This window comes from Bifidobacterium sp. M0353 (genome assembly GCF_016100645.1).
In the GTDB taxonomy this organism is placed as follows: Bacteria; Actinomycetota; Actinomycetes; order Actinomycetales; family Bifidobacteriaceae; genus Bombiscardovia; species Bombiscardovia choladohabitans.
This window is the reverse complement of sequence record NZ_JACFSB010000001.1, coordinates 557,762-583,234: the sequence shown is the minus strand read 5'-3', so window position 1 is coordinate 583,234 and position 25,473 is coordinate 557,762. Positions and strand designations below refer to the sequence as shown.

At 58.0% G+C, this 25,473-nt stretch carries 25 protein-coding genes; 20 read left to right on the top strand and 5 right to left on the bottom strand.

Annotation, left to right across the window (positions count from 1 at the left end):
• The first annotated feature begins 6 nt into the window (after positions 1–6).
• The 6 genes from sucC (at position 7) to H3V04_RS02250 (ending at position 7,151) form a co-directional block, all read left to right on the top strand.
• Positions 7–1,221 carry an ADP-forming succinate--CoA ligase subunit beta gene (gene sucC, locus H3V04_RS02275; protein WP_198187070.1) on the top strand — a complete coding sequence of 405 codons (1,215 nt, stop codon included), beginning with the start codon at positions 7–9 and terminating at the stop codon, positions 1,219–1,221.
• Positions 1,218–2,141 carry a succinate--CoA ligase subunit alpha gene (gene sucD, locus H3V04_RS02270; protein WP_198187069.1) on the top strand — a complete coding sequence of 308 codons (924 nt, stop codon included), beginning with the start codon at positions 1,218–1,220 and terminating at the stop codon, positions 2,139–2,141. The genes sucC and sucD overlap by 4 nt, the downstream gene beginning before the upstream one ends.
• Positions 2,138–3,514: a DUF6350 family protein gene (locus H3V04_RS02265; protein WP_198187068.1), complete on the top strand. Its 1,377-nt coding sequence runs from the start codon at positions 2,138–2,140 to the stop codon at positions 3,512–3,514. The genes sucD and H3V04_RS02265 overlap by 4 nt, the downstream gene beginning before the upstream one ends.
• A 52-nt stretch (positions 3,515–3,566) precedes the next feature.
• Positions 3,567–5,168 (top strand): bifunctional phosphoribosylaminoimidazolecarboxamide formyltransferase/IMP cyclohydrolase, encoded by a 1,602-nt coding sequence (gene purH, locus H3V04_RS02260; protein WP_198187067.1) that lies wholly within the window; start codon positions 3,567–3,569, stop codon positions 5,166–5,168.
• A 129-nt stretch (positions 5,169–5,297) separates the two neighbouring features.
• Entirely contained in the window at positions 5,298–6,671 is a 1,374-nt protein-coding gene (locus tag H3V04_RS02255) for an NAD-dependent succinate-semialdehyde dehydrogenase (RefSeq protein WP_198187066.1), read from the top strand.
• Between the two features lie 132 nt (positions 6,672–6,803).
• Positions 6,804–7,151, top strand: coding sequence for a DUF3017 domain-containing protein (locus H3V04_RS02250; RefSeq protein ID WP_232342426.1), 348 nt, complete (start codon positions 6,804–6,806; stop codon positions 7,149–7,151).
• Positions 7,152–7,180: 29 nt separating this feature from the next.
• Here the strand turns inward: H3V04_RS02250 and H3V04_RS02245 are convergent, their stop codons facing one another.
• On the bottom strand, positions 7,181–8,455 hold the full coding sequence (locus tag H3V04_RS02245; RefSeq protein WP_198179618.1) for an MIP/aquaporin family protein: 1,275 nt from the start codon (positions 8,453–8,455) through the stop codon (positions 7,181–7,183).
• Positions 8,456–8,625: 170 nt separating this feature from the next.
• Here H3V04_RS02245 and H3V04_RS02240 point away from each other — a divergent pair, with 170 nt between their 5' ends.
• The 3 genes from H3V04_RS02240 (at position 8,626) to H3V04_RS02230 (ending at position 12,220) form a co-directional block, all read left to right on the top strand.
• The gene (locus tag H3V04_RS02240) at positions 8,626–9,399 is read left to right on the top strand and encodes a pseudouridine synthase (RefSeq protein ID WP_198177802.1); all 774 of its coding nucleotides are present in this window, start codon (positions 8,626–8,628) and stop codon (positions 9,397–9,399) included.
• Positions 9,396–11,504: a bifunctional cytidylate kinase/GTPase Der gene (der, locus tag H3V04_RS02235; RefSeq protein ID WP_198179616.1), complete on the top strand. Its 2,109-nt coding sequence runs from the start codon at positions 9,396–9,398 to the stop codon at positions 11,502–11,504. Before H3V04_RS02240 ends, der begins: the two co-directional genes overlap by 4 nt.
• A gap of 239 nt (positions 11,505–11,743) precedes the next feature.
• A complete protein-coding gene (locus H3V04_RS02230; protein WP_198179614.1) occupies positions 11,744–12,220 on the top strand; it encodes a GNAT family N-acetyltransferase in 477 nt (158 codons plus the stop codon).
• A 443-nt stretch (positions 12,221–12,663) separates the two neighbouring features.
• Here the strand turns inward: H3V04_RS02230 and H3V04_RS02225 are convergent, their stop codons facing one another.
• The 3 genes from H3V04_RS02225 to H3V04_RS02215 all read right to left on the bottom strand — a co-directional run bounded on the left by H3V04_RS02225 (position 12,664) and on the right by H3V04_RS02215 (position 13,985).
• Positions 12,664–13,392 carry an SdpI family protein gene (locus H3V04_RS02225; RefSeq protein ID WP_198187065.1) on the bottom strand — a complete coding sequence of 243 codons (729 nt, stop codon included), beginning with the start codon at positions 13,390–13,392 and terminating at the stop codon, positions 12,664–12,666.
• A 10-nt stretch (positions 13,393–13,402) separates the two neighbouring features.
• On the bottom strand, positions 13,403–13,741 hold the full coding sequence (locus H3V04_RS02220) for a metalloregulator ArsR/SmtB family transcription factor (protein ID WP_198177806.1): 339 nt from the start codon (positions 13,739–13,741) through the stop codon (positions 13,403–13,405).
• Positions 13,742–13,832: 91 nt separating this feature from the next.
• Positions 13,833–13,985 carry a hypothetical protein gene (locus tag H3V04_RS02215; protein WP_198187064.1) on the bottom strand — a complete coding sequence of 51 codons (153 nt, stop codon included), beginning with the start codon at positions 13,983–13,985 and terminating at the stop codon, positions 13,833–13,835.
• Positions 13,986–14,052: 67 nt separating this feature from the next.
• On the opposite strand from H3V04_RS02215, the gene H3V04_RS02210 reads away from it, so the two are divergent.
• The 11 genes from H3V04_RS02210 (at position 14,053) to H3V04_RS02160 (ending at position 24,581) form a co-directional block, all read left to right on the top strand.
• Positions 14,053–14,700 carry an HAD family phosphatase gene (locus H3V04_RS02210; protein WP_198187494.1) on the top strand — a complete coding sequence of 216 codons (648 nt, stop codon included), beginning with the start codon at positions 14,053–14,055 and terminating at the stop codon, positions 14,698–14,700.
• Between the two features lie 64 nt (positions 14,701–14,764).
• Complete coding sequence (locus H3V04_RS02205; RefSeq protein ID WP_198187063.1) at positions 14,765–15,442, top strand: endonuclease III domain-containing protein; 678 nt, start codon at positions 14,765–14,767, stop codon at positions 15,440–15,442.
• A gap of 306 nt (positions 15,443–15,748) precedes the next feature.
• A complete protein-coding gene (locus tag H3V04_RS02200) occupies positions 15,749–16,789 on the top strand; it encodes a zinc-dependent alcohol dehydrogenase family protein (RefSeq protein WP_198187062.1) in 1,041 nt (346 codons plus the stop codon).
• Positions 16,790–17,077: 288 nt separating this feature from the next.
• A complete protein-coding gene (locus H3V04_RS02195; RefSeq protein WP_198187061.1) occupies positions 17,078–17,836 on the top strand; it encodes an ABC transporter ATP-binding protein in 759 nt (252 codons plus the stop codon).
• A gap of 32 nt (positions 17,837–17,868) precedes the next feature.
• Positions 17,869–19,254 (top strand): hypothetical protein, encoded by a 1,386-nt coding sequence (locus tag H3V04_RS02190; RefSeq protein ID WP_198187060.1) that lies wholly within the window; start codon positions 17,869–17,871, stop codon positions 19,252–19,254.
• Positions 19,255–19,570: 316 nt separating this feature from the next.
• Positions 19,571–20,104, top strand: a complete 534-nt coding sequence (locus tag H3V04_RS02185) for a ClbS/DfsB family four-helix bundle protein (protein WP_198187059.1) — start codon at positions 19,571–19,573, stop codon at positions 20,102–20,104.
• A 208-nt stretch (positions 20,105–20,312) separates the two neighbouring features.
• The gene (locus H3V04_RS02180) at positions 20,313–20,909 is read left to right on the top strand and encodes an RNA polymerase sigma factor (protein WP_373564645.1); all 597 of its coding nucleotides are present in this window, start codon (positions 20,313–20,315) and stop codon (positions 20,907–20,909) included.
• Between the two features lie 967 nt (positions 20,910–21,876).
• Entirely contained in the window at positions 21,877–22,494 is a 618-nt protein-coding gene (locus tag H3V04_RS02175) for a hypothetical protein (protein ID WP_198187058.1), read from the top strand.
• On the top strand, positions 22,491–23,249 hold the full coding sequence (locus H3V04_RS02170) for a murein hydrolase transporter LrgB (RefSeq protein WP_198179599.1): 759 nt from the start codon (positions 22,491–22,493) through the stop codon (positions 23,247–23,249). Before H3V04_RS02175 ends, H3V04_RS02170 begins: the two co-directional genes overlap by 4 nt.
• 31 nt (positions 23,250–23,280) lie before the next feature.
• Entirely contained in the window at positions 23,281–24,141 is an 861-nt protein-coding gene (locus H3V04_RS02165; RefSeq protein WP_198179597.1) for an ABC transporter ATP-binding protein, read from the top strand.
• A 35-nt stretch (positions 24,142–24,176) separates the two neighbouring features.
• Positions 24,177–24,581, top strand: a complete 405-nt coding sequence (locus tag H3V04_RS02160) for a DUF2511 domain-containing protein (RefSeq protein ID WP_198179596.1) — start codon at positions 24,177–24,179, stop codon at positions 24,579–24,581.
• Positions 24,582–24,889: 308 nt separating this feature from the next.
• On the opposite strand, the gene H3V04_RS02155 is transcribed toward H3V04_RS02160, so the two are convergent.
• Positions 24,890–25,417, bottom strand: coding sequence for a hypothetical protein (locus H3V04_RS02155; RefSeq protein ID WP_198187057.1), 528 nt, complete (start codon positions 25,415–25,417; stop codon positions 24,890–24,892).
• Between the last annotated feature and the right edge of the window lie 56 nt (positions 25,418–25,473).

The window sequence follows — 25,473 nt, the reverse complement described above, 5'->3', positions numbered from 1 at the left end:
TTCACCATGGATTTGTACGAATACCAGGCCAGGCAGCTGCTCGCCGAACATGGCATCTCCCAGCCAAGGGCCGTCTATGCCTCAACCGCAGAAGAGGCCGGTCAGGCAGCCGACGTCATCGGTTACCCCTGCATGATCAAGGGCCAGGCCACCATCGGCCACAGGGGACAGGCAGGCGCCGTCAAGCGAGCCGAGAATCACGATCAGGCCGTGGCTCTGGCTCAGGCCATCCTGCCCATGAACATTGATGGCCATCCGGTCAGCGGGATCCTGGTCACCGAGGCACGCAACATCCTGCACGAGTACTACCTGTCCATCTCGGTGGACCGCACCTCCCGGGACTATGATGTCCTGGCCACGGCCAGCGGCGGCACCGAGGTGGAGACCATCGCCCGTGAGCACCCCGAATCGGTCCGGCGCCTGCACATCGGCCCCCTGGAGGATTTCGACAGGCAGGCCGCCCGCACCATGGCCGAGCGCATCGGCTTCTACCACGCTGATCTGGAGCAGGCTGCGCAGATACTCCTGTGTATGTGGCACACCTTCCAGGACAGCGATGCAACCCTGGTCGAGATCAACCCTCTGGCCAAGGTGGGCGACCCGGACGACGAGGCCACCAAGCATCTGGATGCCCTCGATGCCAAGATCTCCCTGGACGGGAACGCAGCCTTCCGGCACGACGGCTGGAAACGGTTCACGGACCCGGCCCAAGTGGACCCGCTGGAAGCCAAGGCCAAGGCCGCAGGCCTGCACTACGTCCATCTGGACGGCCAGGTGGGCGTCATCGGTAACGGCGCAGGACTGGTCATGAGCTCCTTGGATGCGGTCGCCGGGTCGGGACGCAGACAGGGCGTTCCTGTTGGACCCGCCAACTTCCTTGACATCGGCGGCGGAGCCTCGCCCGAGGTCATGCGCACCAGCCTGGACGTGGTCCTCTCCGACCCCAAGGTCCGTTCGGTCATGGTAAACGTCTACGGGGGCATCACCTCCTGCCAGCAGGTGGCCCAAGGCATCCTGGCCGCCGTGAACGCTGCAGGCGAGCAGGATCAGAACGACGACCGGCCCATCGTGGTCCGCTTCGACGGCAATGAGGCTGCAGAGGGACTGGACCTGCTGGTCAGGGCCCGACAGCCTCGGCTCAAGGTGGCCCGCACCATGGAGGAGGCGGCAGACCAGGCTGTGGCTCTGGCCGCTCAGGCAGAAAAGGAGACGGGACGATGACCCTCTTCGTTGAAGACGGCGCCCCCGTCATGGTCCAGGGCATGACCGGCCACCAGGGCATGGTCCACACGGCCCGCATGATGGCGGCAGGCACCAACATCCTGGCCGGGGTCAACGCCCGCAAGGCCGGAATGACGGTAGACTTCGAGGGTCCGGACGGCCAGGCCCGTCATGTGCCCGTATACGCCGATTGCGCAGCAGCCCGTCAGGCGACCGGAGCCCGCACCTCCGTGGTCTTCGTGCCGCCCAGATTCGCCAAGGATGCCATGGTCGAGGCCATCGAGGCCGGCATCACCCTGATCGTGGTCATCACCGAAGGCATTCCCGTGTCCGATACCGCATACTGCGTAGCCCTGGCCAGGGAACACGGCTGCCGCATCGTAGGCCCCAACTGCCCCGGACTGATGACCATGTCCGACCGGCCCAACGGCGTCGGCGTGGATCTGGGCATCATCCCGCAGGGCATCGCCGGTCGCGGTCCGCTTGGCCTGGTCTCCAAGTCCGGCACCCTGACCTATCAGCTCATGGGGGAGTTGTCCTCCATCGGCTTCACCGCCTGCCTGGGCATCGGCGGCGACCCCATTGTGGGCACCACCATGCTGGAGGCTCTACAGGCCTTCAACCGCGATTCTGAAACCAAGGCCTGCGTCATGATCGGCGAAATCGGCGGCTCGGCTGAACAGGAGGCCGCACACTGGGCCTCCACCCACATGACCAAGCCCATCGTGGCCTACATCGCCGGCTTCACCGCACCCGAGGGCAAGCAGATGGGCCACGCCGGAGCCATCATCTCGGGGGGCAAGGGCACGGCGGCAGACAAGAAAGAAGTGCTCGAGTCCGTCGGCATCAAGGTGGGCACCACACCCGGTGAGACGGCCAGGTTGACCCGCGACCTGCTGCGGGAGCATGCCATCATATGACCGACAGGGTGAAGGTATGGCTCCGGGGGGCCCTAGAGGCCTTCCTAGGTATGCTTATCTACACTGTCGCCCTAGGTGCCTGTATGGCCCTGCTCCTGCTCATCATTTCCATTGAGGAGGGCGGTCCATCGCTGTCCATGGCCACTGTGGCCCTGACGGAAACCATCACCCTGCTCACCCAAGGCTGCGGATTCACGGCCGGAGCCCTGACCCTGACCATCATTCCCCTGCTGCTGACCGGTCTGCTGATCTGGGTGATCCGCACATTGGTCGGCCGCATGGGCATGTCCGTCGGCGGCTGCATCGCCGGTCTGGTCGTCTGGGTGCTCTGCAGCCTCATCCTCATGCAGGGCAGCCAGACCATCCAGGTGGACACCACCCCGGTCATTCTTCTGCGCACCGGACTGGTCTTTCTGCTGGGCTACGGCTGGGCATGGGTCCGTTCCGAACCATTCCGACAAGCTGTAGCCAAGCGCACCAAAGAAGCTCTGCCTGTCCAGGTCCGCAAGACCGTTCGGCTTGGCCTCACAGCCGGCCTGATCCTCCTGGCAGCCATGCTGGCCGCCGGCTTGATCGCCCTGATCGTCTGGATCGTTCTCTATCACGGAGATGTGGGCCGCCTGTTCAAACTGACACGTATGGGCACCGCCTCGGCTGTGACGACCAGCCTGGCGTCCCTGGCCTGGTTGCCCAACCTGATCATCTGGGGTGCCTCCTGGCTCTTCGGAAACGGTTTCAAGATCGGCCAGCTGGCCACCTTCACCCTCTGGTCCGGCCACGCCTCCAGCCTGCCCTCGCTGCCTCTCTTCGGGCTTTTCCCAGAGCCGGTCTCCCGGCAGCGGGTTCGTATGCTCCTGCTCAACCTGCCTCTGCTGGCCGGCGTGGTTGCCGGCATTCTCTTGCTGACCGGGCCATGGGGGGTCAGAATTCACGCTGCCGTGCGCCAAGCAGGGCTGAAGTCCCGGGATACGGCAGTCTGCTTCCTGATGGCAACCCTGGCCATGGCCCTGGCCTGGCTGGTCACCCTGCTCGGCCTTGCCCTGCTTTTCCAACTCTCCAACGGGGCCTTGGGCCGCCAGCGACTGGCCGGGGTGGGCGTGCCCATAGCCTCCTCCCTGCGCATGATCGGGACCTCCCTGGGGGTCGGCCTGCTGGGCGTATGGTTACTGGCCCTCATCATCGCCGCACTGGTCATCATCAAGGATGCCCTGGTCGTCTATCTGCGCCAGGCAGGAGACAAAAAGACTTCCGCCAAAGCGGAAAACAAGGAAAAACACAACCAATCACGCGGTCAGGAGGGAAAGGAGCCCAAGGCAACCGACCGAGCAGACACACCACGACAAGTCTCGTCCACCCGCAGACCAGGCAAGTAGGTCCGAAGGTGGCGGGGCGCCTCGGCAATCAAGCATAGGAGTAGGAGTTTCCATGGTCACCACGAATCGCACCATCAACCGAGCGCTGGTCTCGGTCTACCACAAGCAGGGCCTCGAATCCCTGGCATCGGCCTTCCGCCAGGCAGGCACCGAGGTCGTCTCCACCGGCAGCACCGCAAAGAAGCTGCAGGATCTGGGCGTCCAGGTCACCCCGGTGGAAAAGGTCACCGGTTTTCCCGAGAGCCTTGACGGCCGGGTCAAAACCCTGGATCCGCACATCCACGCCGGGCTGCTGGCCGACATGACCAACCCCGACCATGTCCGGCAACTCAAAGACCTGGGCATAGCCCCCTTCGACCTGGTGGTGGTCAACCTCTACCCCTTCGAGCAGACCGTCCTTGAGGGCGCCGACCCAGACCAGTGCCTGGAGCGTATCGACATTGGCGGCCCTGCCATGATCCGGGCCGCCGCCAAGAACCATGCCAGTGTGGCTGTCATCACCGACCCGGACGACTATGCCCTGGCCGCCGAGCGCATCGCCTCCGGCACCGGGTTCAGCCTGTCCGAGCGTGGACACCTGGCTGCCAAAGCCTTCGCCCTGACCGCCTCCTACGACGCGGCCATCGCCGAGTGGACTGCACGCACATGGGTCGACGACAAGCATGACAAGACCGAAGATCAGCAATCGGCCCCGGCACTGACTCGCACCTGGCGTCTGGCCAACCAGCTGCGCTACGGCGAGAACCCCCACCAGGAGGCCGCCCTCTACCTGGACCCGCTGGACCGGGATGGCTTCGCCGCGGCAGAGCACCTGGGCGGGGCCAAGGAAATGAGCTACAACAACTATGTGGACGCTGACTCCGCCTGGCGCTCGGTCTGGGATTTCCCCGACCTGCCCGCAGTGGCCGTGGTCAAGCACTCCAACCCCTGCGGTCTGGCCGTGGGGGAGGACATCGCCCAAGCCCACCGCCGAGCCCACGCCTGCGACCCCATGAGCGCCTATGGCGGGGTCATCGCCGCCAACCGAACCGTCACCCTGACCATGGCCCGGCAGATCAAGCCGGTCTTCACCGAGGTGATAGTGGCTCCGGGCTATGAGCCCGAGGCCCTGGACCTGCTGCGTACCAAGAAGAACCTGCGCATCCTGGCTGTGGAACGCCGCCCGCGTCAGCGCCCGGTCATCCGTCAAATCGACGGGGGAGCCTTGGTGCAGACGCCCGACCTGATCGACGCCCCGGGAGACAATCCCTCCACCTGGCGTCTGGTCTCCGGCAGCCCCGCCGACCAGGCGACCATGGATGATCTGACCTTCGCCTGGCGGGCCATCCGCTCGGTCAAATCCAACGCCGTGCTCCTGGCCAACCAGGGAGCCACCGTGGGCATCGGCATGGGCCAGGTCAACAGGGTGGACTCCAGCCACCTGGCGGTCGAGCGTGCCAACACCCTGGACGAGGGCCGTAACCGTGCCAAGGGCTCTGTGGCTGCATCCGACGCCTTCTTCCCCTTCGCAGACGGTCTGGAGTATCTGATCCAGGCCGGTATCCGGGCCGTGGTGCAGCCGGGAGGGTCCATCCGTGATCCCGAGGTGATCAAGGCCGCCCAGGACGCCGATTTGACCATGTATCTGACCGGAACCCGCCACTTCTTCCACTGATGAAACCGGACCCCGCGGTCGAATGTCGCCCTGCGGCAAATTCGTTGACCGCGGGGTCCAATGCAGTGATATGCTGAATGAACTGACCAGCGATGATGCTGACTGGGACCCATAATCGAAGGAGATATTGTGACCTATCAGACAGTCAATCCTTTTAACAACCAACTGATCAAGACCTACCCGGATGCCACAGACGAAGATCTGGAGAACGCCCTGGCCCGCGGCCATGACCTCTACAAGACCTGGCGCAAGCAGGAGGGCCCCGGCGACCGCCCCGCTCAGCTGCGGCAGGTGGCCAAGCTCTTCCGTCAGGATGAGGACGCTCTGGCAGCCAACCTGACCAGGGACATGGGCAAGCTGGTGGGCGAGGCCCGCGCCGAGGTGGAGCTGTGCGCGGACATCGCCGACTACTTCGCCGACCACGCCGAGGAGCTGCTGGCTCCCGTCCCCCTGGACAACCCCGCTGGCAAGGCCTACTACGTCAAGCAGGCAACGGGCGTCCTGGTCATGGTGGAGCCCTGGAACTTCCCCTACTACCAGATCATGCGTGTGTTTGCCCCCAACTTCATTCTGGGCAACCCCATGATCCTCAAGCACGCCTCTAACGTGCCCGGCTCGGCGGTGGCCTTCGAGGAGACCGTGACCAAGGCTGGAGCCCCCGAGGGCAGCCTGACCAACCTCTTCATCAACTATGACCAGGTGGACCGTGCCATCGCCGATCCACGGGTCTCTGGCGTGGCCCTTACCGGGTCGGAGCGCGGTGGTGCCTCAGTGGCCAAGTCGGCCGGAGCCCACCTGAAGAAATCCTCCATGGAGCTGGGCGGCAACGACGTCTTCATCGTCCTGGATGACGCTGACTGGGATCTGCTCAAGAAGGTGGCCCCAGGCGCCAGGCTGACGAACGCCGGCCAGGTCTGCACCTCCTCCAAGCGCTTCATCGTCACGGAGAACCGCTACGACGACTTCGTCTCGCTCATCGTCGACGCCTTCTCGCACGCGGTTCTGGGTGATCCCAGCAACCCCGAAACCACCCTGGCCCCCATGTGTATGGTCTCCGCCCGCGACAATCTGGCCAAGCAGGTCGAAAAGGCTGTGGCCGGTGGAGCCAAGGTAGTCTACGGCAACAAGCCCTACGATTCGCCGGGGGCCTTCTTCACCCCGACGGTTCTGACGGACATCGACCGTGACAACCCCGTCTACAACCAGGAGATGTTCGGCCCCGTAGCCTCCATTTACAAGGTGGCCAACGAGGATGAAGCCATCGAACTGGCCAACGACTCCAGCTACGGCCTGGGTGGTGTGGTCTTCTCCTCGGATACCGAACATGCGGATGCCCTGGCACGTCGCATCGAGACCGGCATGACCTTCATCAACGGCGGTTGGGTGACCATGCCAGAGCTGCCCTTCGGAGGCATCAAGAACTCCGGCTATGGCCGCGAGCTCTACAGCCTGGGCTTCGACACCTTCGCCAACGAGCATCTGATCTTCCAGCACAAGAACTGATCGGACTGCTCTGGCTCCTTGTTGAAACAGTGACCGTGCCATCATCGTCCAAGGGCGATGGCGGCACGGTCGCTTTGCGTCAGCAGCGCTGGTAGGCTCGAACCGACAGAGCAAGTGCAGAGGCAGGAGAGTATGACAGACGCAGACAAGGTCGAGAATCCGGACCTCAAGCCCCCACAGCCACCCAAGACATCAGGCCGAGGCCATCCCTTCGTCTCTGAGGCTCAGGAGGGTCGTCCTGTCTGCGAGGGCATCATCTTTCTGGTGGTGCTGGTCGCCGCGCTTGTGGCCTTCCTCGGATACACATGGGCCGCGACTGGACTGGTGTCCATCGCGGCCCTGGTTTGCGGCGCCCTGCGGCTGATCCTCAAGGATCGCAGCCCCTGGAAGGTGCGGTCAGTGCCCTTCGATGCCTTCATCAGCATAGCCCTGGGCATCGGCCTCCTGGTCACCTACTTCAGCATTCAGCTGCTGCTGTGACCCCCTCCAGGCTTTCAATCCTCGATGGTTCAGTCTTCAGTAGGCTTGTCTTCGGATTGAGTGTCACCGTCTTCGTCTTCGGAAGTGGTGTGAAGGGGCTCGATCTGCAGATCAGGAATGGTTCCTGCCTCAGCAGGGGCAACAGTGTCCTCTCCAGCATCAGTATTCTGACCTGCATCGGAATCGGATAGAGACGATACATCGACGGTCTGAGCATTGGTGTCTGCAGGGGCGACCGTGTCAGTTGTATCAGCAACAGGGGTTTGAACCAGAGCAGGAGATGCCTGGGCCGATTGATCCTGAGCCTGGGCACCGGCAGGAGCAAAGGCTTCAGCCTGAGCATCCGGGCCCGCCTGAGCCTGGGCACCGGGGGCAAAAGCATCAGCTTGTGCTTGTGCCTGAGCATCTGCATCCATTTGTACAACTAGCTGCGCATCAGTAGCAGCGCCCATGGCGCGCATGGCCATGTTGTCGGTGATGATGCTGGTCACGATGATGACCAGGGCCACCAGGGATGCAGCCAGCAGGGGGCAGATCCAGAAGAGCCAGAGCTGGGAGATCGGGCTGACGGCCATGTGCTTGGACTGGGCGAAGATGGCGATGCCGGTGGAGCGAGCCGGGTTCAGTCCCGAGCAGGTGATGGGGTAGGTGACCAGTACGCCGACGCCGTAGGCCAGCCCGGTATAGAGGGCATGGTTGCGACGGGCACGGCCGTCGGAGCGCAGGGTGGTGATGGCCGCAGCCACCACGATCATGCAGCCGATCAGCTCAACCACGATGGCCATGGGCGCCCCGAAGGCGATGTGCTGCTGGCCCAGGGTGGCTGCAGCGGGCGAGCCTCCGGCAAAACCGTTGACCGAGAACATGAGCCAGGTCCTGTCCGGCACGGACTTGCTGACCGGAACAAGGGCGACGGCGATCGCACCGGCGCCAATAGCGCCGATCACCTGGGCGACGATGTAGATCAGCCCATCAACAATGCCGATCTGAGAGGTGAACATGGCGGCCACGGTCACAGCGGGGTTGAAGTGTCCACCGGAGACGCCACCCAGCATGGCCGTCACGACCAGGTAGGTCAGGGCGGTTCCCAGAACCGGCAGCACCACGCTTGGCTGGCCCATGACCAGCTGGCCGAAGCTGTAGGACAGGTAGATGACCGCGCAGATCAGGAAGGTGCCCGCCAGCTCTGCGGCCGCACGAATCCAGCGAACATCACGGGCCCTGATCCGCCTGCGGACGGGCTTTGCGGCAACCTGCCCGTCGGCCTTTTCGAGGACCGGCTCAGCACTTGCTTCCATAGTCATGTTCCCCACCTTGCAATCCCTTCGACGACAATGAACAACAACAGTTTCTAGCTTAGAGCAAGCCAACAACACTTCCCTAGGCTCCGATATAGTATGATATGACCTTTCGGCGGCTGCGGTCGTCCAGAACGTCATCCGTTACATATCTATCAGGCCACGTTGGGAGAACGATGCCACATCCATACACACAGGCGATCAGAGCGCGCGAACAGGGGGAGGAAGGCATCCGCCTCCAGAAGGTGCTGGCCCAGGCCGGATTCGGCTCTCGTCGCAAATGCGAACAGATCATCACCCAGGGCAGGGTCGAGGTCGACGGCGAGCTGGTCACCACCTTGGGCAGCCGGGTTGACCCCTCCCACCAGCAAATTCGCGTGGATGGATCCCGCATCCATCTGAACGACAAGCACGTCACGCTGGCCCTGAACAAGCCCCGCAAGGTCCTTTCGACCATGGACGACCCCAAGGGCCGGTTCACCCTGCGCGACATCATCGGGGACCGCTACGAGCGGGTCTTCCACATGGGCAGGCTGGACTACGACTCCGAGGGCCTGATTCTCATGACCGACGACGGGGAGCTGGCCCAGCACGTCATGCACCCGCGCTACGAGGTGGAGAAGACCTATATCGCCACGCTCAGTGGTCACATCGGCGGCAACGTCTGCCGGCGGCTGGTCAGCCAAGGGGTGGAGCTGGACGACGGCCTCATCCGCCTGGACCATTGCGCCATCATCGACCACAACCGCGAGCACACCATCGTCAAGGTGGTCCTGCATTCGGGCAAGAACCGGATAGTCCGGCGCATCTTCGGCGCCATCGGCTACCCGGTGACCCGGCTGGTGCGCACCCAGATTGGCCCCATCCGACTGGGCGAGATCCGTCCGGGCTCATACCGGGTGCTCTCCGCCGCCGAGATCAAGGCCCTGGATAAGGAGGTCGGACTGTGATCACCGTCGCCATCGATGGCCCGGCAGGCGTGGGCAAGTCCTCCACCTCGCGGGCCCTGGCCAAACATTTCGGCCTGGCCTACCTGGACACGGGTGCCATGTACCGGGCGGTCACCCTCTGGTGCATGGACCGCGGGCTGGACTTGGACGCGGATCAACCCGACCAGGAGGCGATCACTGAAGCCGTTGCCGATTCCATCACCGGCGGCCACCTGGTCATGGGACTGGACCCCGAACATCCCAGAGTCAGCCTGGATGACCGTGATGTGGATGAAGAGATACGTTCCACCAAGGTTTCCGAGCATGTTTCCGTGGTCTCTTCGATTCCGGCCGTGCGCCATGTCCTCATCGCCGCCCAGCAGGCAATCATGGCCGACCAGGAGCGAGGCGTGGTGGCCGAGGGGCGGGACATCACCACGGTAGTGGCCCCGGATGCCCAGGTACGTGTGCTGTTGACAGCCCGTGAGGAGGTCCGTCAGGCTCGCCGAAGCGGCCAGGCACACTCAGGGTCGGCTGGCGCCGAGGATCTGGCTGCCCGGGATGCCCGGGATGCCAAGGTCACCTCCTTCATGAGCGCCGCTGACGGGGTGACCACCGTGGACAACTCCGATCTGACCTTCGAGCAGACCCTGCAGGTCCTGATCGATCTGGTTTCCTCGGCCATGGAGGAGGACTCCTACGACGAGTATGCCCGCAACCTGGACGACTATGAGCTGGATGAAGAGGACCGAGCCCTGCTGGAGGGAGGCTCCGAAAACCAGGATGACCAGGACCATGGCCCCAAGGCCGTAGGCGTGCTGGCCGTGGTGGGTAGGCCCAACGTGGGCAAGTCCACCCTGGTCAACCGGATTCTCGGCCGTCGTGCCGCCGTGGTCGAGGACACCCCCGGCGTGACCCGGGACCGGGTCAGCTATGAGGCCGAGTGGGCCGGCACCCAATTCAAGCTGGTGGACACCGGCGGTTGGGAGAGCGATGTGGAGGGCATCGAATCCGCCATTGCCTCCCAGGCGCAGGTCGCCGTATCCCTGGCGGATGCCGTCATTCTGGTCGTGGATGGCCAGGTGGGGCTGACCGCCAGCGACGAGCGGATCGTCACCATGCTTCGGGCCGCAGGCAAGCCAGTCGTCCTGGCCGTCAACAAGCTGGATGACCGGATGGCCGACTACACCGCCTCCGAATTCTGGAAGCTGGGCCTGGGCGAACCCTATGCCATCTCCGCCATGCACGGCCGGGGGATAGGCGATCTGCTGGACGCCGCGCTGGAACAGCTCAGCAAGGCCGAGAAGACCTCAGGATTCCTCACCCCGGAGGGCCTGCGCCGGGTGGCTCTGGTCGGGCGGCCCAACGTGGGCAAGTCCTCCTTGCTCAACCAGCTGGCCCACGAGGAGCGGGCCGTGGTCCACGATGTGGCCGGCACCACCCGTGACCCGGTCGACGAGGTGGTCCAGGTGGACGGCGAGGACTGGCTCTTCATCGACACCGCCGGCATCAAGCGCCGCCTGCACAAGATCTCGGGTGCCGAGTACTACTCCAGCCTGCGCACCCAGGCGGCCATCGAACGCTCGGAACTGGCGCTGATTCTCTTTGATGCCTCCCAGCCCATCGCCGACCAAGACCTGAAGGTCATGAGCCAGGCTGTGGATGCCGGCCGGGCCATCGTCCTGGTCTTCAACAAGTGGGATCTGTTGGACGACTTCGGCCGTCAGCGTCTTGAGCGGCTCTGGCAGACCGAGTTCGACCGGGTCACCTGGGCCGAGCGGGTCAACCTTTCCGCCAAGACCGGCTGGCACACCAACCGGCTGGCCAGGGCCATGCGCACCGCTCTGGAATCATGGGACAAGCGCATACCGACCGGCAAGCTCAACTCCTTCCTGGGCAAGGTTCAGGCTGCACACCCGCATCCGCTGCGGGGCGGCAAGCAGCCGAGGATCCTCTTCGCCACCCAAGCCTCCACCAGACCGCCGCGTTTCGTGATCTTCGCCACCGGCTTCCTAGAGCACGGCTACCGCCGCTATCTGGAACGCTGCCTACGCGAGGAGTTCGGCTTCGAGGGCACTCCCATCCAGATCTCGGTGCATATACGCGAGAAGAAGAAGCGCAAGTAAAGAAGGTCCCTGGCCCGGCTCCTGAGTCGGCCCAGGGACCTTTCCATACCCCTGCGGACCGGGCGCAGCACCTCGACCATCTCACTCCGGTAGCCTCGCAATGCAAACTTGGCTTACAAGATTCGTGTCTTTTCCAAAGTTTGGGTTTTATTGATTGACTGTTGGGTCACTTAAACGAGGTCTTTGTACCATTATTACCAATATAAATTCCGAGTCTGTATATTGAGTAAGGGAAAAATATGAAGTTTGAAAAAATAGCGTTATTAACTCAGGCAAATGCAGACCAGATAGCCAGAGAATGGCATTACAGCGATATGTATAGTTTTTACGATATGGAGAATGATCAAGAGGATTTTGAAGAGATAATCACTCCAAGGTTGCGGGCAAATAAGTACTATCAGATTTTGGACGATACAGATGAACTGGTTGGTTATTTTTGCTTGGAAAGGTTATCAGAGGAAAGGGTAGAAGTCGGTTTAGGATTGAGACCGGACTTGACTGGACGAGGGCTGGGATTAAATTTCATTACAGAGATCGAAGCATTTATACAGAATAATTTCAATTACAGAATAATAGTTCTATCTGTAGCTAGCTTCAATAAACGTGCAATTAAAGTTTACCAGAGAGCAGGATTTAAAACAGATGGTTCTAAACTGCAGAAATCAAACGATGGCGTATATGAATTCATTAATCTAAGCAAAACTGTGAATCATTGATGAGAAAGCAAGAACTTCCCTGGAATCTGAACTGGCTGGACAGCTATGCAAGTTCAAGCGGGTGAGTGTGCGGGTGATTGTTGGGCGTGTAGCCAGTCATTCTTGGATTAGTCAGACGAGCAAGATACCGGGGATGCTCTTACTTCCTCAATAATCCCCGACAGAAGTGCGCTGGCTTTAATCCTTGTTTTCGACAGGCTGATTTCCATGAAATACAGGCTGTGCACCATGGCCACTAATAGAGCTTTCTGCGTGAAAGCCGATGACTGGTCGAACTGTCGAATTTGACTCGTGTACTGACGCTACCATCAAGCACCATGTTGCCGGATACTTGATTTGATCTAAATCAGCTTCGACATCCTTCCAGCGAATTCTGGAAGTTCTTACTTGTATTCTGATCTGACATTTACCGTCTCATTCAGTCCACGCATTGCATACAGGAACTAACGGTGGTATATAGGTTCTCCCTGCCCGGCATACTTCCTGCCAGCGTATGAACCATAGGCACATATGAGTACAAGGACGATTGCCAGAGCGGTTCCACAGATCCAGTAGAGCCTGACTCCGCTATAAGCCAGGGCGGCCAGGATCATGACCACGCCCAGAATCATGAAGAGCACCCCGCCAAACTGCTGACAACGGCGCCAAGCCTCGCGGCTGGAGTAGGCACCTGGCACCCGAAAACCGCTGATGCCATTGGGTCTGGTTTTAGGAGCAAGATTGCCGATGACTATGAGAGTCAGACCGGTCAAAAGCATGGCGACCTTATCAATGCCGAAATCCGTCGGCCACCAGCCCCAATGCGGATCAGCAACAGCTAATTCGAACAGATCTAAAACCGCGAAAATAATCTGCATGCATAGACCACCAAGCAGAAAAACGGTCAAGGTATGTCCCGCTTCATCACCACGTTTAATCAAATATGCGCGCAGGACGAGCATGAGGATGGTCCAAATCAGCGCAATGACAAGGCAGAAGCAGGGCATCCAAACCAGCTCCTGGGGAGAGCCCCAGCGGTCCACCTGGTTCTGTGCATTCCAATGAAGCGGGACCTTTTCATTCGTCAGACGATTGACCACTATGCGGCTTACGCCCAGCATGATTATCCCCGGCAACCACTGAGCCGCGACAAGGGTCGGGACGAACCGACCCGCTTTGCTGCCATCCGCCATGAGAGTCTCCTTAGGACTCGGAAACTGCCGTCGAACCAGTTTCCTTGCTCACAGTCTGCGGCTCAGACACACTTCTCTTGTCGCTGGCGCTGGTCCGCAGGCGGTAGAGCCACTGAATAGTGCTGTCCAACACGCTCAGATTGAGTTCGTAGATGACCCTGGTGCCCTGCTTGTGGCCGACAATCAGGTCTGCTTCTTTCAATTTCCGCAGATGATAGGACAGCTTGGATGGCGTCATTCCCAGCTTTTCGGCCAGGCGTCCAGCCTCCATGCCGCCCTGCTCCAAAAGATCCATCACACGACGACGCAGTGGATCAGCCAGAGCCGCTGTCGTTTCTTGAATAGCCATAAGTCTCCTTTTTCGATGATTTTCTCTAGTATTTGCATGCTAACATTGTTTCAATCAATATTGTATATTTTCTTCAACTTTTATGCGCTTTTCACTCACTGAGCGCAAAATATTTGACAAGCGCCTGGATTGATGCATTGTGCAGCAATATTAAACTGTTGAACATACCTACTTTTTTGAAGCCAAGGCTGATTGGGCAGTGCTTCGGCTCCAGGCCGCCGGTCCGGACGTGATCTGCGGTCATGCTACTATGAATGACTTCGACGAATAGGAGAACTTGCAGCGTGAGCGAAAATGGAACAAAAGTCAACATTGGCAAGGCCGCCATCTTCGATCTCGACGGCACACTTCTGGATTCCATGGGAGTCTGGAAGGAAATCGACCAACGTTTCTTCGCTCGCCGCAACATCCCCATGCCAGACGATTACGCCTCTGCAGTGGCCTCCATGCAGACCGGCGCCATCGCCAGATACACCATTGACCGCTTCCACCTTGACGAGCGCCCAGAGGACTTGGTGGAGGAGTGGAACCAGGACGCGCTCCTGCTCTACGCCACGGCCGTGCAGCCCAAGCCGCATGCACTCGATTACCTGCGAGCGCTGAGGGCCAGCGGTGCCGCACTGGCTGTGGCGACCAGCCTCCCGCCGCGCCTGCGACAGGCTGCCCTGAAACATGCAGGCATGGTCGACTGTTTCGACCAGGTCTGCAGTGTGGATGACGCCGAAAGCATAGGCAAGGAGGAGCCGGAAATCTACCTGTTGGCTTCGCGGATGTTGGGCGTTGCGCCTGACCACTGCACAGTGTTCGAGGATCTTCTTGTCGCCGTCGATTCGGCCAAGCGCGCTGGGATGAAGGTCTGGGCCATGTACGACCAGTCCTCGGCCAAGGACTGGGATTCCATCCGTTCCAAGGCCGATGGCGCTATCACAGACTTCGCCCAGGCGCCTGCCATCCTCTGACTCGCTCCGCACCGGCTGGAGCCAGCTGTTACCATGAAAGCGTCAGGAATCGTATGGAGGCGTTATGGGCGATGCAGGCAGGATAAATGCCGGTTGCTCACAGTGGCTGTACTCGCGTTTGCTCGCTCGTCTGGGAGTGCAGAATTGGTGGCCGGCAGAGACCGACTTCGAGATGATGATCGGAGCGGTGCTGGTCCAGCATACAGCCTGGGGGAACGCGGCCATGTCCATCGAGCAGCTGCGCACGGCCGATCTGCTCAACCCCTGCAACATGGCCGACGTCGACCTGACTACTTTGACCGCGCTGATCAGATCCAGCGGCTTCATGAAGGCCAAGGCACGCACCTGCAAGGCCCTGGCTCAGTGGCTGCTGGCTCACGGCATCCGCACGGCCAATGTTGAGGATTGCGCGGATGAAGGTCTGCGTGACGACCTGCTCACCATTGCCGGAGTCGGACGCGAGACGGCGGATGTCATACGGCTCTATGCCTTCGGCCAGCGTTGCTTTATCTGGGACGCCTATGCACGCCGGATGTTGGACGGTCTGGGATGGGCCTCCTTGCGGTCATACCAGGAGGGCGAAGAGTACGAGGCGGATTTTATCCGGGTTGATCAATGGCCGCTCAACGATCTGCGTGAATATCACGGGCTGATTGTCCAAGCAGGCAAAAACCATCGCAACCCCCAGGCCTATGCCGCCTTCCTTAAGGCACTTGGCGGTCCACAAAGCTCCTCCAAATGAGTTGAATCGTTGAGGCTCGGCCTACGACGTGCATGCAGGAATGCATGCGATCTGTCACAAGGCATATGAAGATACCTCCATACGCCACCTCTACATAGCAAGCCTTATACGGCACCCCTATACAGCACCTATATCTGGCTGCATCTTATGACCGTATTCCCGTGTGACAATCTTGTCCGCACCTCTGTGAATCGCGCGCAATAAGGCATCGACTTGACTTCAAGCGGATTGAACTCCCTAGACTATGTTTCATCCGCATACTTGGCAGACATATATGCCTGGTAGTGAAGAATGGGGAGCAGAAGCATGAAGGCAGCAAAGTTTGTGAAGCCAGGCCGCATCGAGCTGGAGGAAGCACCGATGCCGACCATCGAAAAGCCCGGAGATGCTGTAATTCGGGTCGTCCGGGCCTGCGTGTGCGGATCCGACCTGTGGTGGTACCGGGGGATTTCCTCAATGCCCTCAGGCAGTCACGTAGGGCACGAAGCCATCGGCCTGGTTGAAAAAGTGGGCTCGGATGTCTCTCATGTCCAACCTGGTGACTTCGTCATTGCGCCCTTCACCCATGGCTGCGGACACTGCGCGGCCTGCAGGGCCGGCTTCGACGGTGACTGCCTTGATCCGGACAGGCGGGGGAGCGGCGGCTACCAGAGTGAGTATCTGCGTTTCACCAACGCGGACTGGGCCTTGGTGAAGATTCCAGGCCAGCCAGAGGACTACAGCGACGACATGCTCGACTCACTGCTGACCCTCTCCGACGTGATGGCCACGGGTTATCATGCAGCCGCAACAGCCCAGGTCAAAGAAGGCGACTCAGTCGTGGTCATGGGCGATGGGGCGGTGGGTCTGTGCGGTGTCATAGCAGCCAAGCTGCGTGGGGCCGAACGCATCATTGCCATGAGCCGACATGAGGACCGCCAGAAGTTGGCGCGTGAATTCGGAGCCACTGACATCGTGGCTGAACGCGGCGACGCTGCTGTGGAGCAGGTCATGGCCCTCACCGACGGAGCAGGAACCGATGCAGTCCTGGAATGCGTGGGCACCGAACTGTCCACCGATACTGCCGTCAGAGTGGCCCGGCCCGGCGCAGTGGTCGGCAGGGTGGGTGTGCCGCAGCAGGCTACCATGGACACCTCTAAGCTGTTCTGGCGCAACGTCGGTCTGCGAGGAGGCACGGCCGCAGTCACCACATATGACAGGCATCTGCTCCTTGACCAGGTGCTCAAGGGCAGCATCCAGCCAGGCAAGGTCTTCACCCAGCGCTTTGCCTTGGATCACATCCAGGAAGCCTATGAGGCCATGGACCAGCGCACCGCCATCAAATCCCTACTGCTTGTCAGCGAATGAGCCTGCAGCAGTAATCAGCTGATCCCCGCCGCTACTGACTTTGCCAGTGGCGGCGCGTAAGCATAGCTGCTCGAACATGTCCGTTATTTCGAAAAAATCAGGGCCCAGTCAGGGATAATTCAGGGTAAATCAGGGTATTTCATCCCTTCTTTCGCTGATATCAATGGAAGTGACTGATGACGACAAGGATGACCGTCATACAGGGGCAAGCGACGAACGAGGGCACATGACATCTGCGAGGCGCATCAGCATTACTGGGCGTAGATGCCTCGGTCTGGAAGGTCGTCGATGATCATCCAAGGGAAAGATGCAACTATGAATAACCCCAACGTAAGCGAAAGCAGAGGCCCGACACCAACGATTGAAGCTACGGGGCTGTCCATGGTGGTCTCCCCGCGCCGCGGCGATTCACTGACCATTCTCAATGACATAGCATTCACTGCCTATCCGGGGGAGATGACCGGCATCATAGGGCCGTCAGGCAGCGGCAAATCGACGCTGCTGTATTGCCTGGCTGGGCTGGAGAAGGCCACTAGCGGCACTGTGCTTCTGCTGGGCAGGGACATAACCCGTCTGGGGATATCGGCCATGACCAAGTTCAGACGCCAGCATCTAGGCTTCGTATTCCAGTCCTACAACCTGATCACCAGCATGACAGTCGAGCAGAATCTGGCTCTGCCATTCACCCTTCGCGGATCCCGCTTTCCTAGAAAGACGGCGGATTCCCTCTTGAAGTACTTTGGCCTGATCGATCAGAAAAAGAAAAGCGTCACCCTGCTGTCGGGCGGCGAGCAGCAACGTGTTGCCCTGGCCCGGGTCCTGTTATCCGACGTAGACGTGGTATTCGCGGACGAGCCGACTGGCGCCCTGGATCAGGAATCCGGAGAAAAGGTCATATCGGTGCTGAAGGACCTTGCCAACCACGAAAAGAAAACCATCGTACTGGTGACGCATAACAATGAGGTGGCAGGTCAGTGCGATCGGCTGTTTGCCGTGCGCGATGGCCGTATCAGCCAGTCATTCTCTGCGAAAGCGCCCATGGTATGAGAGGCGCTCTGTCCGAACTCAAAGCAGCGCCCATGGTCTGGAGCGCCGTCTTGCTGGCCATGGTAGTATCCCAGACTGTCATCTGCTCCCTTATCGCGGTCGCCGCAATCATTGATCAGGACTATCAGGGTCCGGAGCAGGAACTTGGATCCGCATACACTGGTCCCGCCTTGGCATTCAGCGTGATCATCACCATAGCTGTGCTGCTATGGGTCATGAACTCAGCACTCAATCAACGGCGGCATCAACTGGCGCTCATGGTTTTACAAGGCGCTCTGCCTTGGCAACTGCTGGCCTGGAATCTGCTGATAGTCATTGGATTATTCATCCTGTCTGTTGCAGGCACCTGCCTTTTGCTGCCGGTGATTACGCCCTTGACCTTCGCCATGGTGACAAATCCATTAGATTTGCATTTGACCTATACCGGCAGCCACCTGTTCGATTCGCCGGGCAAAGGCCTCGCTTTCAGCGCTGCGCCCATCTTCATAAGCACCTTGTTGACTATCCGTTCGCTCTCGAAAATACGACCAATGGAAGCCCTCAGGCAATCCCAGAATCCGCCAAAGCGGATAGGCGTCTTCCGCTTCCTCCTGGGAATCGTATGCTTGATTGGTGCTGGCTGCATGTTGCTGATTCCAGCTTTTGCACTTGCAACTAACCCTCCTGCCAGTCAGATGAGCAGCGATGCCGCTGCGGATCGGATGACGGTATTTCTCGCCTTCGCCATGGGCGGCATGTTCCTCCTGATATTCTCGCTGGCAGCTTTCGCGCCATACCTCTTTCCCGGCTTCACGGCGATATGGACACGTATTGTGGCGTTGCCATCCAGAACCTGGAGGCTGGCAGGCCAGCAGGCTGTCGGCAGCATACAGCGCCAGGGAGCGACGATAATCCCGATGACTGCGGGTCTATCATTGCTGATGACCGTCGGCGGAGGGTTGAGCACAATGATCACCACCTTGCTAGTCGCTTTTCCCCACACACCAGGCACTGTTCCGGCGACCACAGACATGTTTGCGAGTCTCTTGGCGCTCACTGGACCGCCAATGATCATCGCGATAACAGGTGCAATTGCAGGCACCTTGATCACTTCCAAAGGCCGAGGACTTGATCTGGCGCTGACCTACGTATCAGGTGCCGGAATCGGCCAGCTCAGAGTATTGGGCGCACTTGACGGCATCATCACTATGATTACCAGCACACTGTTCTCCCTCGTCATCACCTTGCTCTGCACCTCATCCCTGACCTTCATGCTCTCACGCTTTATGGGCAAAGCACAGATGAGCGTGCAATGGGGCGCTTGGATCGTAGTGATGCTCATCGCATCCCTGCTTGGTGCCGCAGCCACAGGAATCCAAGCCCTGACCACCAGATTCGAGAACTCTGTCAGTGTCATATCGCATGCCATCGGCGAGTAATAAAGCCTCGCTGCATACAGCCGGGCACATATTTGAGCCACAGCAAGCCTGCCGACCTCTGTCATTCCTTCAGGTCTCTTGTTAAATAAATTAAGTCGGTATATGCAGCGCTCGGCTTAATGAATTTAATTGGTGGGTAGATGCGACTGTGAGTAATTGATGGCTTTTCACCAGTACATGTAAGCACTTGAGTTCGCGACGATTTCCTATACGCGAGCATTTGTAAGGCTCATATAGGGTACAGTCGATGACAAACCGAGACAGGTGACGATGGACCAGTCAAATCTTGTCAACAACAGACAAATGGAGGACCGTCATGGCGCGACCGACCACCAAGGAAGAATTCATCAAGGCGGCTGATGATGGCTTCGACAAAATCATGGCGCTGCTTGAGCCGCTGACACCTGAAGAACGCAATGGCCGCTTTTCCTTCGACCTGAGCAAGGAGAAGGGGGCCCATTGGGCACGCGACAGGAACATCAAGGACGTGCTCGTCCATCTCTACGAGTGGCATCAGCTGCTGTTGAACTGGGTGGAGGACAACCAGCAGGGCAGGACCCACGACTTTCTTCCGGACAGCTACAACTGGCGTAATTACGGCGAGATGAATGTGAAGCTGCGGGACAAGCATGATGACACCACCTACGATCAGGCCTTGAACCTGTTCGTCGAATCCCATAAGAAGGTCATGGCCCTGGCGCAATCGTTCACCAACGAACAGCTGTTCACCAAGGGCGCCCTCCCATGGACAGGCAACTCTACCTTGGGCTCTGCCTTCATCTCCTCGACTTCCAGCCACTACGACTGGGCCCTAAAGAAGATATGGAAGTACTTGAAAGGGCGTAAATAAGCGCTGGGACACCTACACCTGATGAGAAGTTACTTGATGCGCAGACGTTAATGTGTTGCCATGCGACCAGATTCACAGTATGGGTGACCCCAGAAGCAGCATCTCAGCATATTCGTAATAGCAATGAAGCATAACCGCGATAACCGCTTGCATAGCAGTACGCAAGACGATATCTGGGATGTAGACAATACGGAGAAGGACATCATCAGTGAAACGATCTCGCATTGATCCAGATGCTGATGATATAAGTCTGATCAAAATGGTGGCCGCTGAGAATGAATCGGCCTTTGAAGCGCTTTACAATAAGTATGCCCATACCGTCCAAGCCTTTATTTCCCTGCGAATATCCGACGATGAGGACGCCAATGAAGTTTTTGCTGACACATGGCTGGGCTGCTGGCGTTCCTCAAAAACCTTTCGCGCAGACAGCAAGGTGCTCACCTGGATACTCAGCATTGCCCGGCGGCAAATCTATATGAAACGTCGCAAACCGAAACCACCTGACCAAATGGATCAGACGGAACTTGACTCGATAACCGATGATCAGTTGGAGCCTGTAGAACTGGTCAATAAGGATCTGACGATGGAAATAATACGGCAAAGGATTGATGCACTCCCAGCAGAAATGGCATACACGGTGACGCTGGCCTGGCTCCACGAGTTACCCTACACGGAAATAGCCTCCTTGCTCGACGTCCCGGTTGGGACTGTGAAGTCTCGCATTGCTCGGGCAAGGCAGATCCTGCGCCCACAGTTGACCGACCTCGCTCCTGTCAAAACCCATAAAGTGCCGAGCCAGAGATAATTGAAGGGGTGATTATGACAGACCGATATAAGAGCACAAGCCCAGACAGCACAGGCCCGGTCACCGAAGAATACCGGGGTGAGGTTCAAGAGGCGCTTAGGGAAAAAGAGCAGAATGTTCAGCCGGCAGTTCCGGCTTTTACTAGCGTACTGAAGGCCATCCACCAGAAGCCGTCACTGGCAACGGATCAACCGATACCATTCATGCGTCGAGTGCGTTCCTGTAGCCCACTTGTTCGAACCCAATTCCGCCTCATACCGCGATATATCTTACTGGTGGAAATTGCGATAGCAGCATGCGCGGTTTTAATTAGCAACGCTATGCAAGGTGCACGGTATGGCAGTCTCGGTCTGCATATCTTTGCAAATATGCTCATGCTCAACATGGCGTTGACAATAATCCTGGTTTTTTCCATTAAAGACGATCGTGAGTTAATGCTCACTATGCCCCTGGGACCTCAAGTTGTAGTAGCTACTAGACTGCTCCTGGCCTTTATCTCCAATATTGTCGTCGGGGGAGCAGCCTTATTGATTGTCACTGCGATTAACCCTGGAATAAGGCCCCTGCCAGTTATTGCCCAAACGATAGCCCCCATAACACTCCTGGCGAATATCGTGGCCCTCTTATGCATATGGCAATGCTCTTGGATTGCACTGCTCCTAGGGGTACTTGTACCACTATTGAGAACTTTGCAGAACTTTAGGTCATCATTTTTCCTACCGGCATGGGTCAATTCGGTACCCACTACAACCGCAGCCTGGGCAGGGACCATCCTACTGACACTGGGACTCCTATCTGCTGTTATCCTTACAGCCCCTCTTGCCTGGCATACTCAACTCGCCTGTGGATATAAAAATTAATGAACCTTTTCATCCTCTCTCGCTACTAACTAAGCAGACGGAACAAGCAGCGAGCAATATCTGGCGGCAACCGAAGCCAAAACCAGATATGAAGAAGGTGAACGAGGTTGGCTTTCGTAGGTATACAGTTCAAGAGGCTTTATAGGCTGGTATTGCTGCCATTCTTACTGACCGCAGGTATTCTTCTTGCGGGCTTCTTGCTGGAGGGCATTTGGTCACCGGGCCGCATACGGCCAGTTATGATGGTTCTCACTCAGGTGCCAGTCATTGCTGCTGGCCTATGCACAGCTTTCGTGCTCAACGGCGACCCACTCGTTGAACTCTCCGAGTCAACTCCAACTGGATGGCGGAAGGTTCAAGCGACCAGGCTGCTTATCATTACCGTGGCATTTCTTACTGCCGCAGGCCTTCTTTTTCTCGGTTTGCATATGATGCGACTGTGGCCACGTGACCTGGGATGGGTGAGCATAATTACCCCGGTTGGCGGTATATTCATTGTCAATTGCCTGGTTTTCCTCATAGCCGTACTTACCATGTCCATGCCAACGTCGTCGCTGGCTTCCATGGCTATTTGGCTGTTTTTATGTTTCATATGGGATCCGTACATAACCGATCCGGCCGGGCAACGACTCGTCCCATCGATTATTGCAGCAGCATGCGCAATCTTCGGATGGAAAACGTGCAGTAATACAGAACGCAACGTATTGCAGGTGGCAGAACTATGAGGATACTCAGCCTTGTACGCATCACACTACTGATGTTTTATCGGCGTAAAGCTCTGTGGATAGCCAGCATACCGCTGGCGCTCTTCGCACTCTTTTTGGCCTATGCCTCTCCTAAGTCACCTGGATTCAGCAACATACAGGGTCTTGTCTTTACCGGACAGGTTCTTGCTATGTTCACCCCGTTGGCATACGCAGCATCCTTTAGCGACCTTATGACTGCCGGCAGGCGAACAGGTATGGACGAACTTGAATCCACCTCCCCCTTGCCGATGGCAGTCATCCGCGCAGCTCATGTCTTGGGAGCCTGGGTCATCTGCATATCACCTTCCCTGCTTTTCCTTGTATTGATCGCTGTCCACCAAGCCATCCACGGCAACGGTAAGGCAGTACTGGTGGCCCTGGCAGTAGCACTTGTCATACTCTCACCATCAATGCTGATTGCCATGGGGATATCCGCCCTGCTGGGAGCCCTGTTACCCACAATCCTGGCCCGAATTCTTGCCGTCCTGGCATGGGCTTGGCTGGCTTTCTATACCCCACTCTTACCACTTCCGACGCTCAATGGCGGCCCCCTATCAGTCATTGGCGATCCGATCGCGCAGGGATGGTTCCACACCAATCCTATGTACGCACCAGCGAACGGCCCCTTTACCGCCCAATCAGGAGTCATATCGCTGCTCTGGCAGGTGTGTATTATCTTCCTTCTTTTCACTGGTGCAAACATAGCCTCCAACCACATAAAAGCTCGGGTCTGACTATCCACTGACTTCGAAAGGAATTACTCACATGTTTATCTCGATTGACCATCTGACCAAGGATTTTCGGGGGAGACCGGCCGCTTTGAACGATCTGACCGTCGATCTTCCACAGGGCATGATAGGGCTCATAGGACCAAATGGTGCCGGCAAAACAACCCTCATGCGTATTCTCACCGGAATAATCAAACCGACTAAAGGTAAAATTTTTATTGATGGACAAGACCTGTCTTCGCCGGCCAACAGGCGAAATCTAAAACGGCACCTGGGTTATCTGCCACAGCACATCACCCCCTACGAGAACCTGTCCCCGCTTGAATTCCTTGACTATATCGGCATCTTGAAAATGATCGAGAATAAACGTGCACGGCAGGAGCAGGCACATACCCTCCTGGAACAGGTGGGATTGGAAGACGTGATGAACCAACCTATCGGAGGGTTGTCCGGGGGTATGAGGCGCAGGGTAGGCATCGCACAGGCACTTATGGGCGACCCCCGGCTACTGGTAGTCGACGAACCCACAGCGGGGTTGGATCCCGAAGAGCGCATGCGGTTCCGCACGCTCCTTGCCCAGCTGGGGCAGGATCGAACCGTTATCCTCTCCACCCACATACTCGATGATGTTGCACAAACCTGCCCCTGGGTGTGTGTATTACGTTGCGGACGCAACCAGTATGACGGGCCGACAGAGGGGCTGATCCATGAAGCTGCCGGTCACACCTGGATCACGCCCCCTATCGCGGCCCTACCGGAAAATGCCACAATCATCAACGCGGAACCCACCCCACAGGGGACGAGGTACCGCATAGTTACCGATACACCGCCTGCGGGCTCTGTCGAAACTGCGCCCAATCTCGAGGACGGATATATGGCTTTGGCCAGCGAGCGCTAGAAACCGTCCCTAAGTATGAAAGAACGTCGATAATTATGAAACGAATCAAGCAGAGCCTCAGAACCCTTTTCCTGATATGCGCCACAATTATGCTGACAGTGGGGGTTGTCGGCTGCACTGATGGCATGAGACACCCTGAAGAATATTCCACTGATGGAAGCAACAGGGTTGCAGCTACCAGTAACCCGCAAGCAATTTCAAAAGAAGAACTGGGACACACCTGGCCTCTGAAGGTAGATAAAGGCACCGTGTCATGCAAGCTCAGCAAGCAGGGAGACCCCATCCTCCGCTTTACCACCTCAGATGGTGAACAGTACGCGCTGAACCAGGTGCAAGACAATGAGCATCTCAAAAGCATTGAAACATTAAAATCAGATAAGAGTAAATCAGTGGGAACTCTTATGAGTTTCGCCTTCTCGGTCTGTAACATACCAAAATAAACCAACTAAACCAATTTTACAGGGCTTTGCGGTTTGTCCTCTTCAGGCACCCTACCTGATCTTACCGGGTCCAGAGCAGCCTGCCGGATTATGCATCTACATTCTGTTTCAACCGTGCCATTCAACTGGCTGGCAGCGCAGTTGGAATGCACCTCTTACCACCATATTCTGCCGGCCATCGAGGCTGGAGCCAATAATTATCTGTTCAAAGACATAGAGCCTTATGTTTTAACCCACCAGCCGTTAGGGACATCTAATCGTTGCTCTTAGAATCAAATAATGACGGGGGAGGAGGGCTTGAACTTTGCTCATTGACCGTGCGAGTTTAGATAAACTTCGGTCTGCTTCTTATCGACAGCCAAGGCAGCGGTAAGGGTAAGGGCCAGGCCTTCCGGAGTGTGAATCCTGGCTTCAAGCGAGTTCCACGGCTTACGTAATAGAGCTGAAGTGGAGCCAGGACGAAGGCGCTCGCATGAATCCACAATCTTGCTGATCTGCTTTTCCGTGACTGCTACGCTCAGACTTCCTATGGACTCCATATCCGTATCAGGGTCGCCAGTATTGGAACCACTCTTACGAATCAGCACATCCTGAAAGGCCCAGCGCCTCAAGTGAATCATCATGCCCGGCATGGTGTATAAATTGATGAAACCCAATCCCTGCGTCCAGAAAACCTCTGATTCATCTAGATCGTCGCTATACAGGCACATGAACATGGGCATGAGATAGATGCCCCTATAAGGCTCCGGCGGTTTCGCATCCTTCCCCGGCTCCGGCACGGGACTTATGCCTGCACATGCATAAGCAGTAGCTTTGGGCTGGTCATGGTTGTCCATGGCTACCTCGTTCCTTAGTTGAAGTGTTTTGAATTGGGTAGTCGAACAGAAAACGT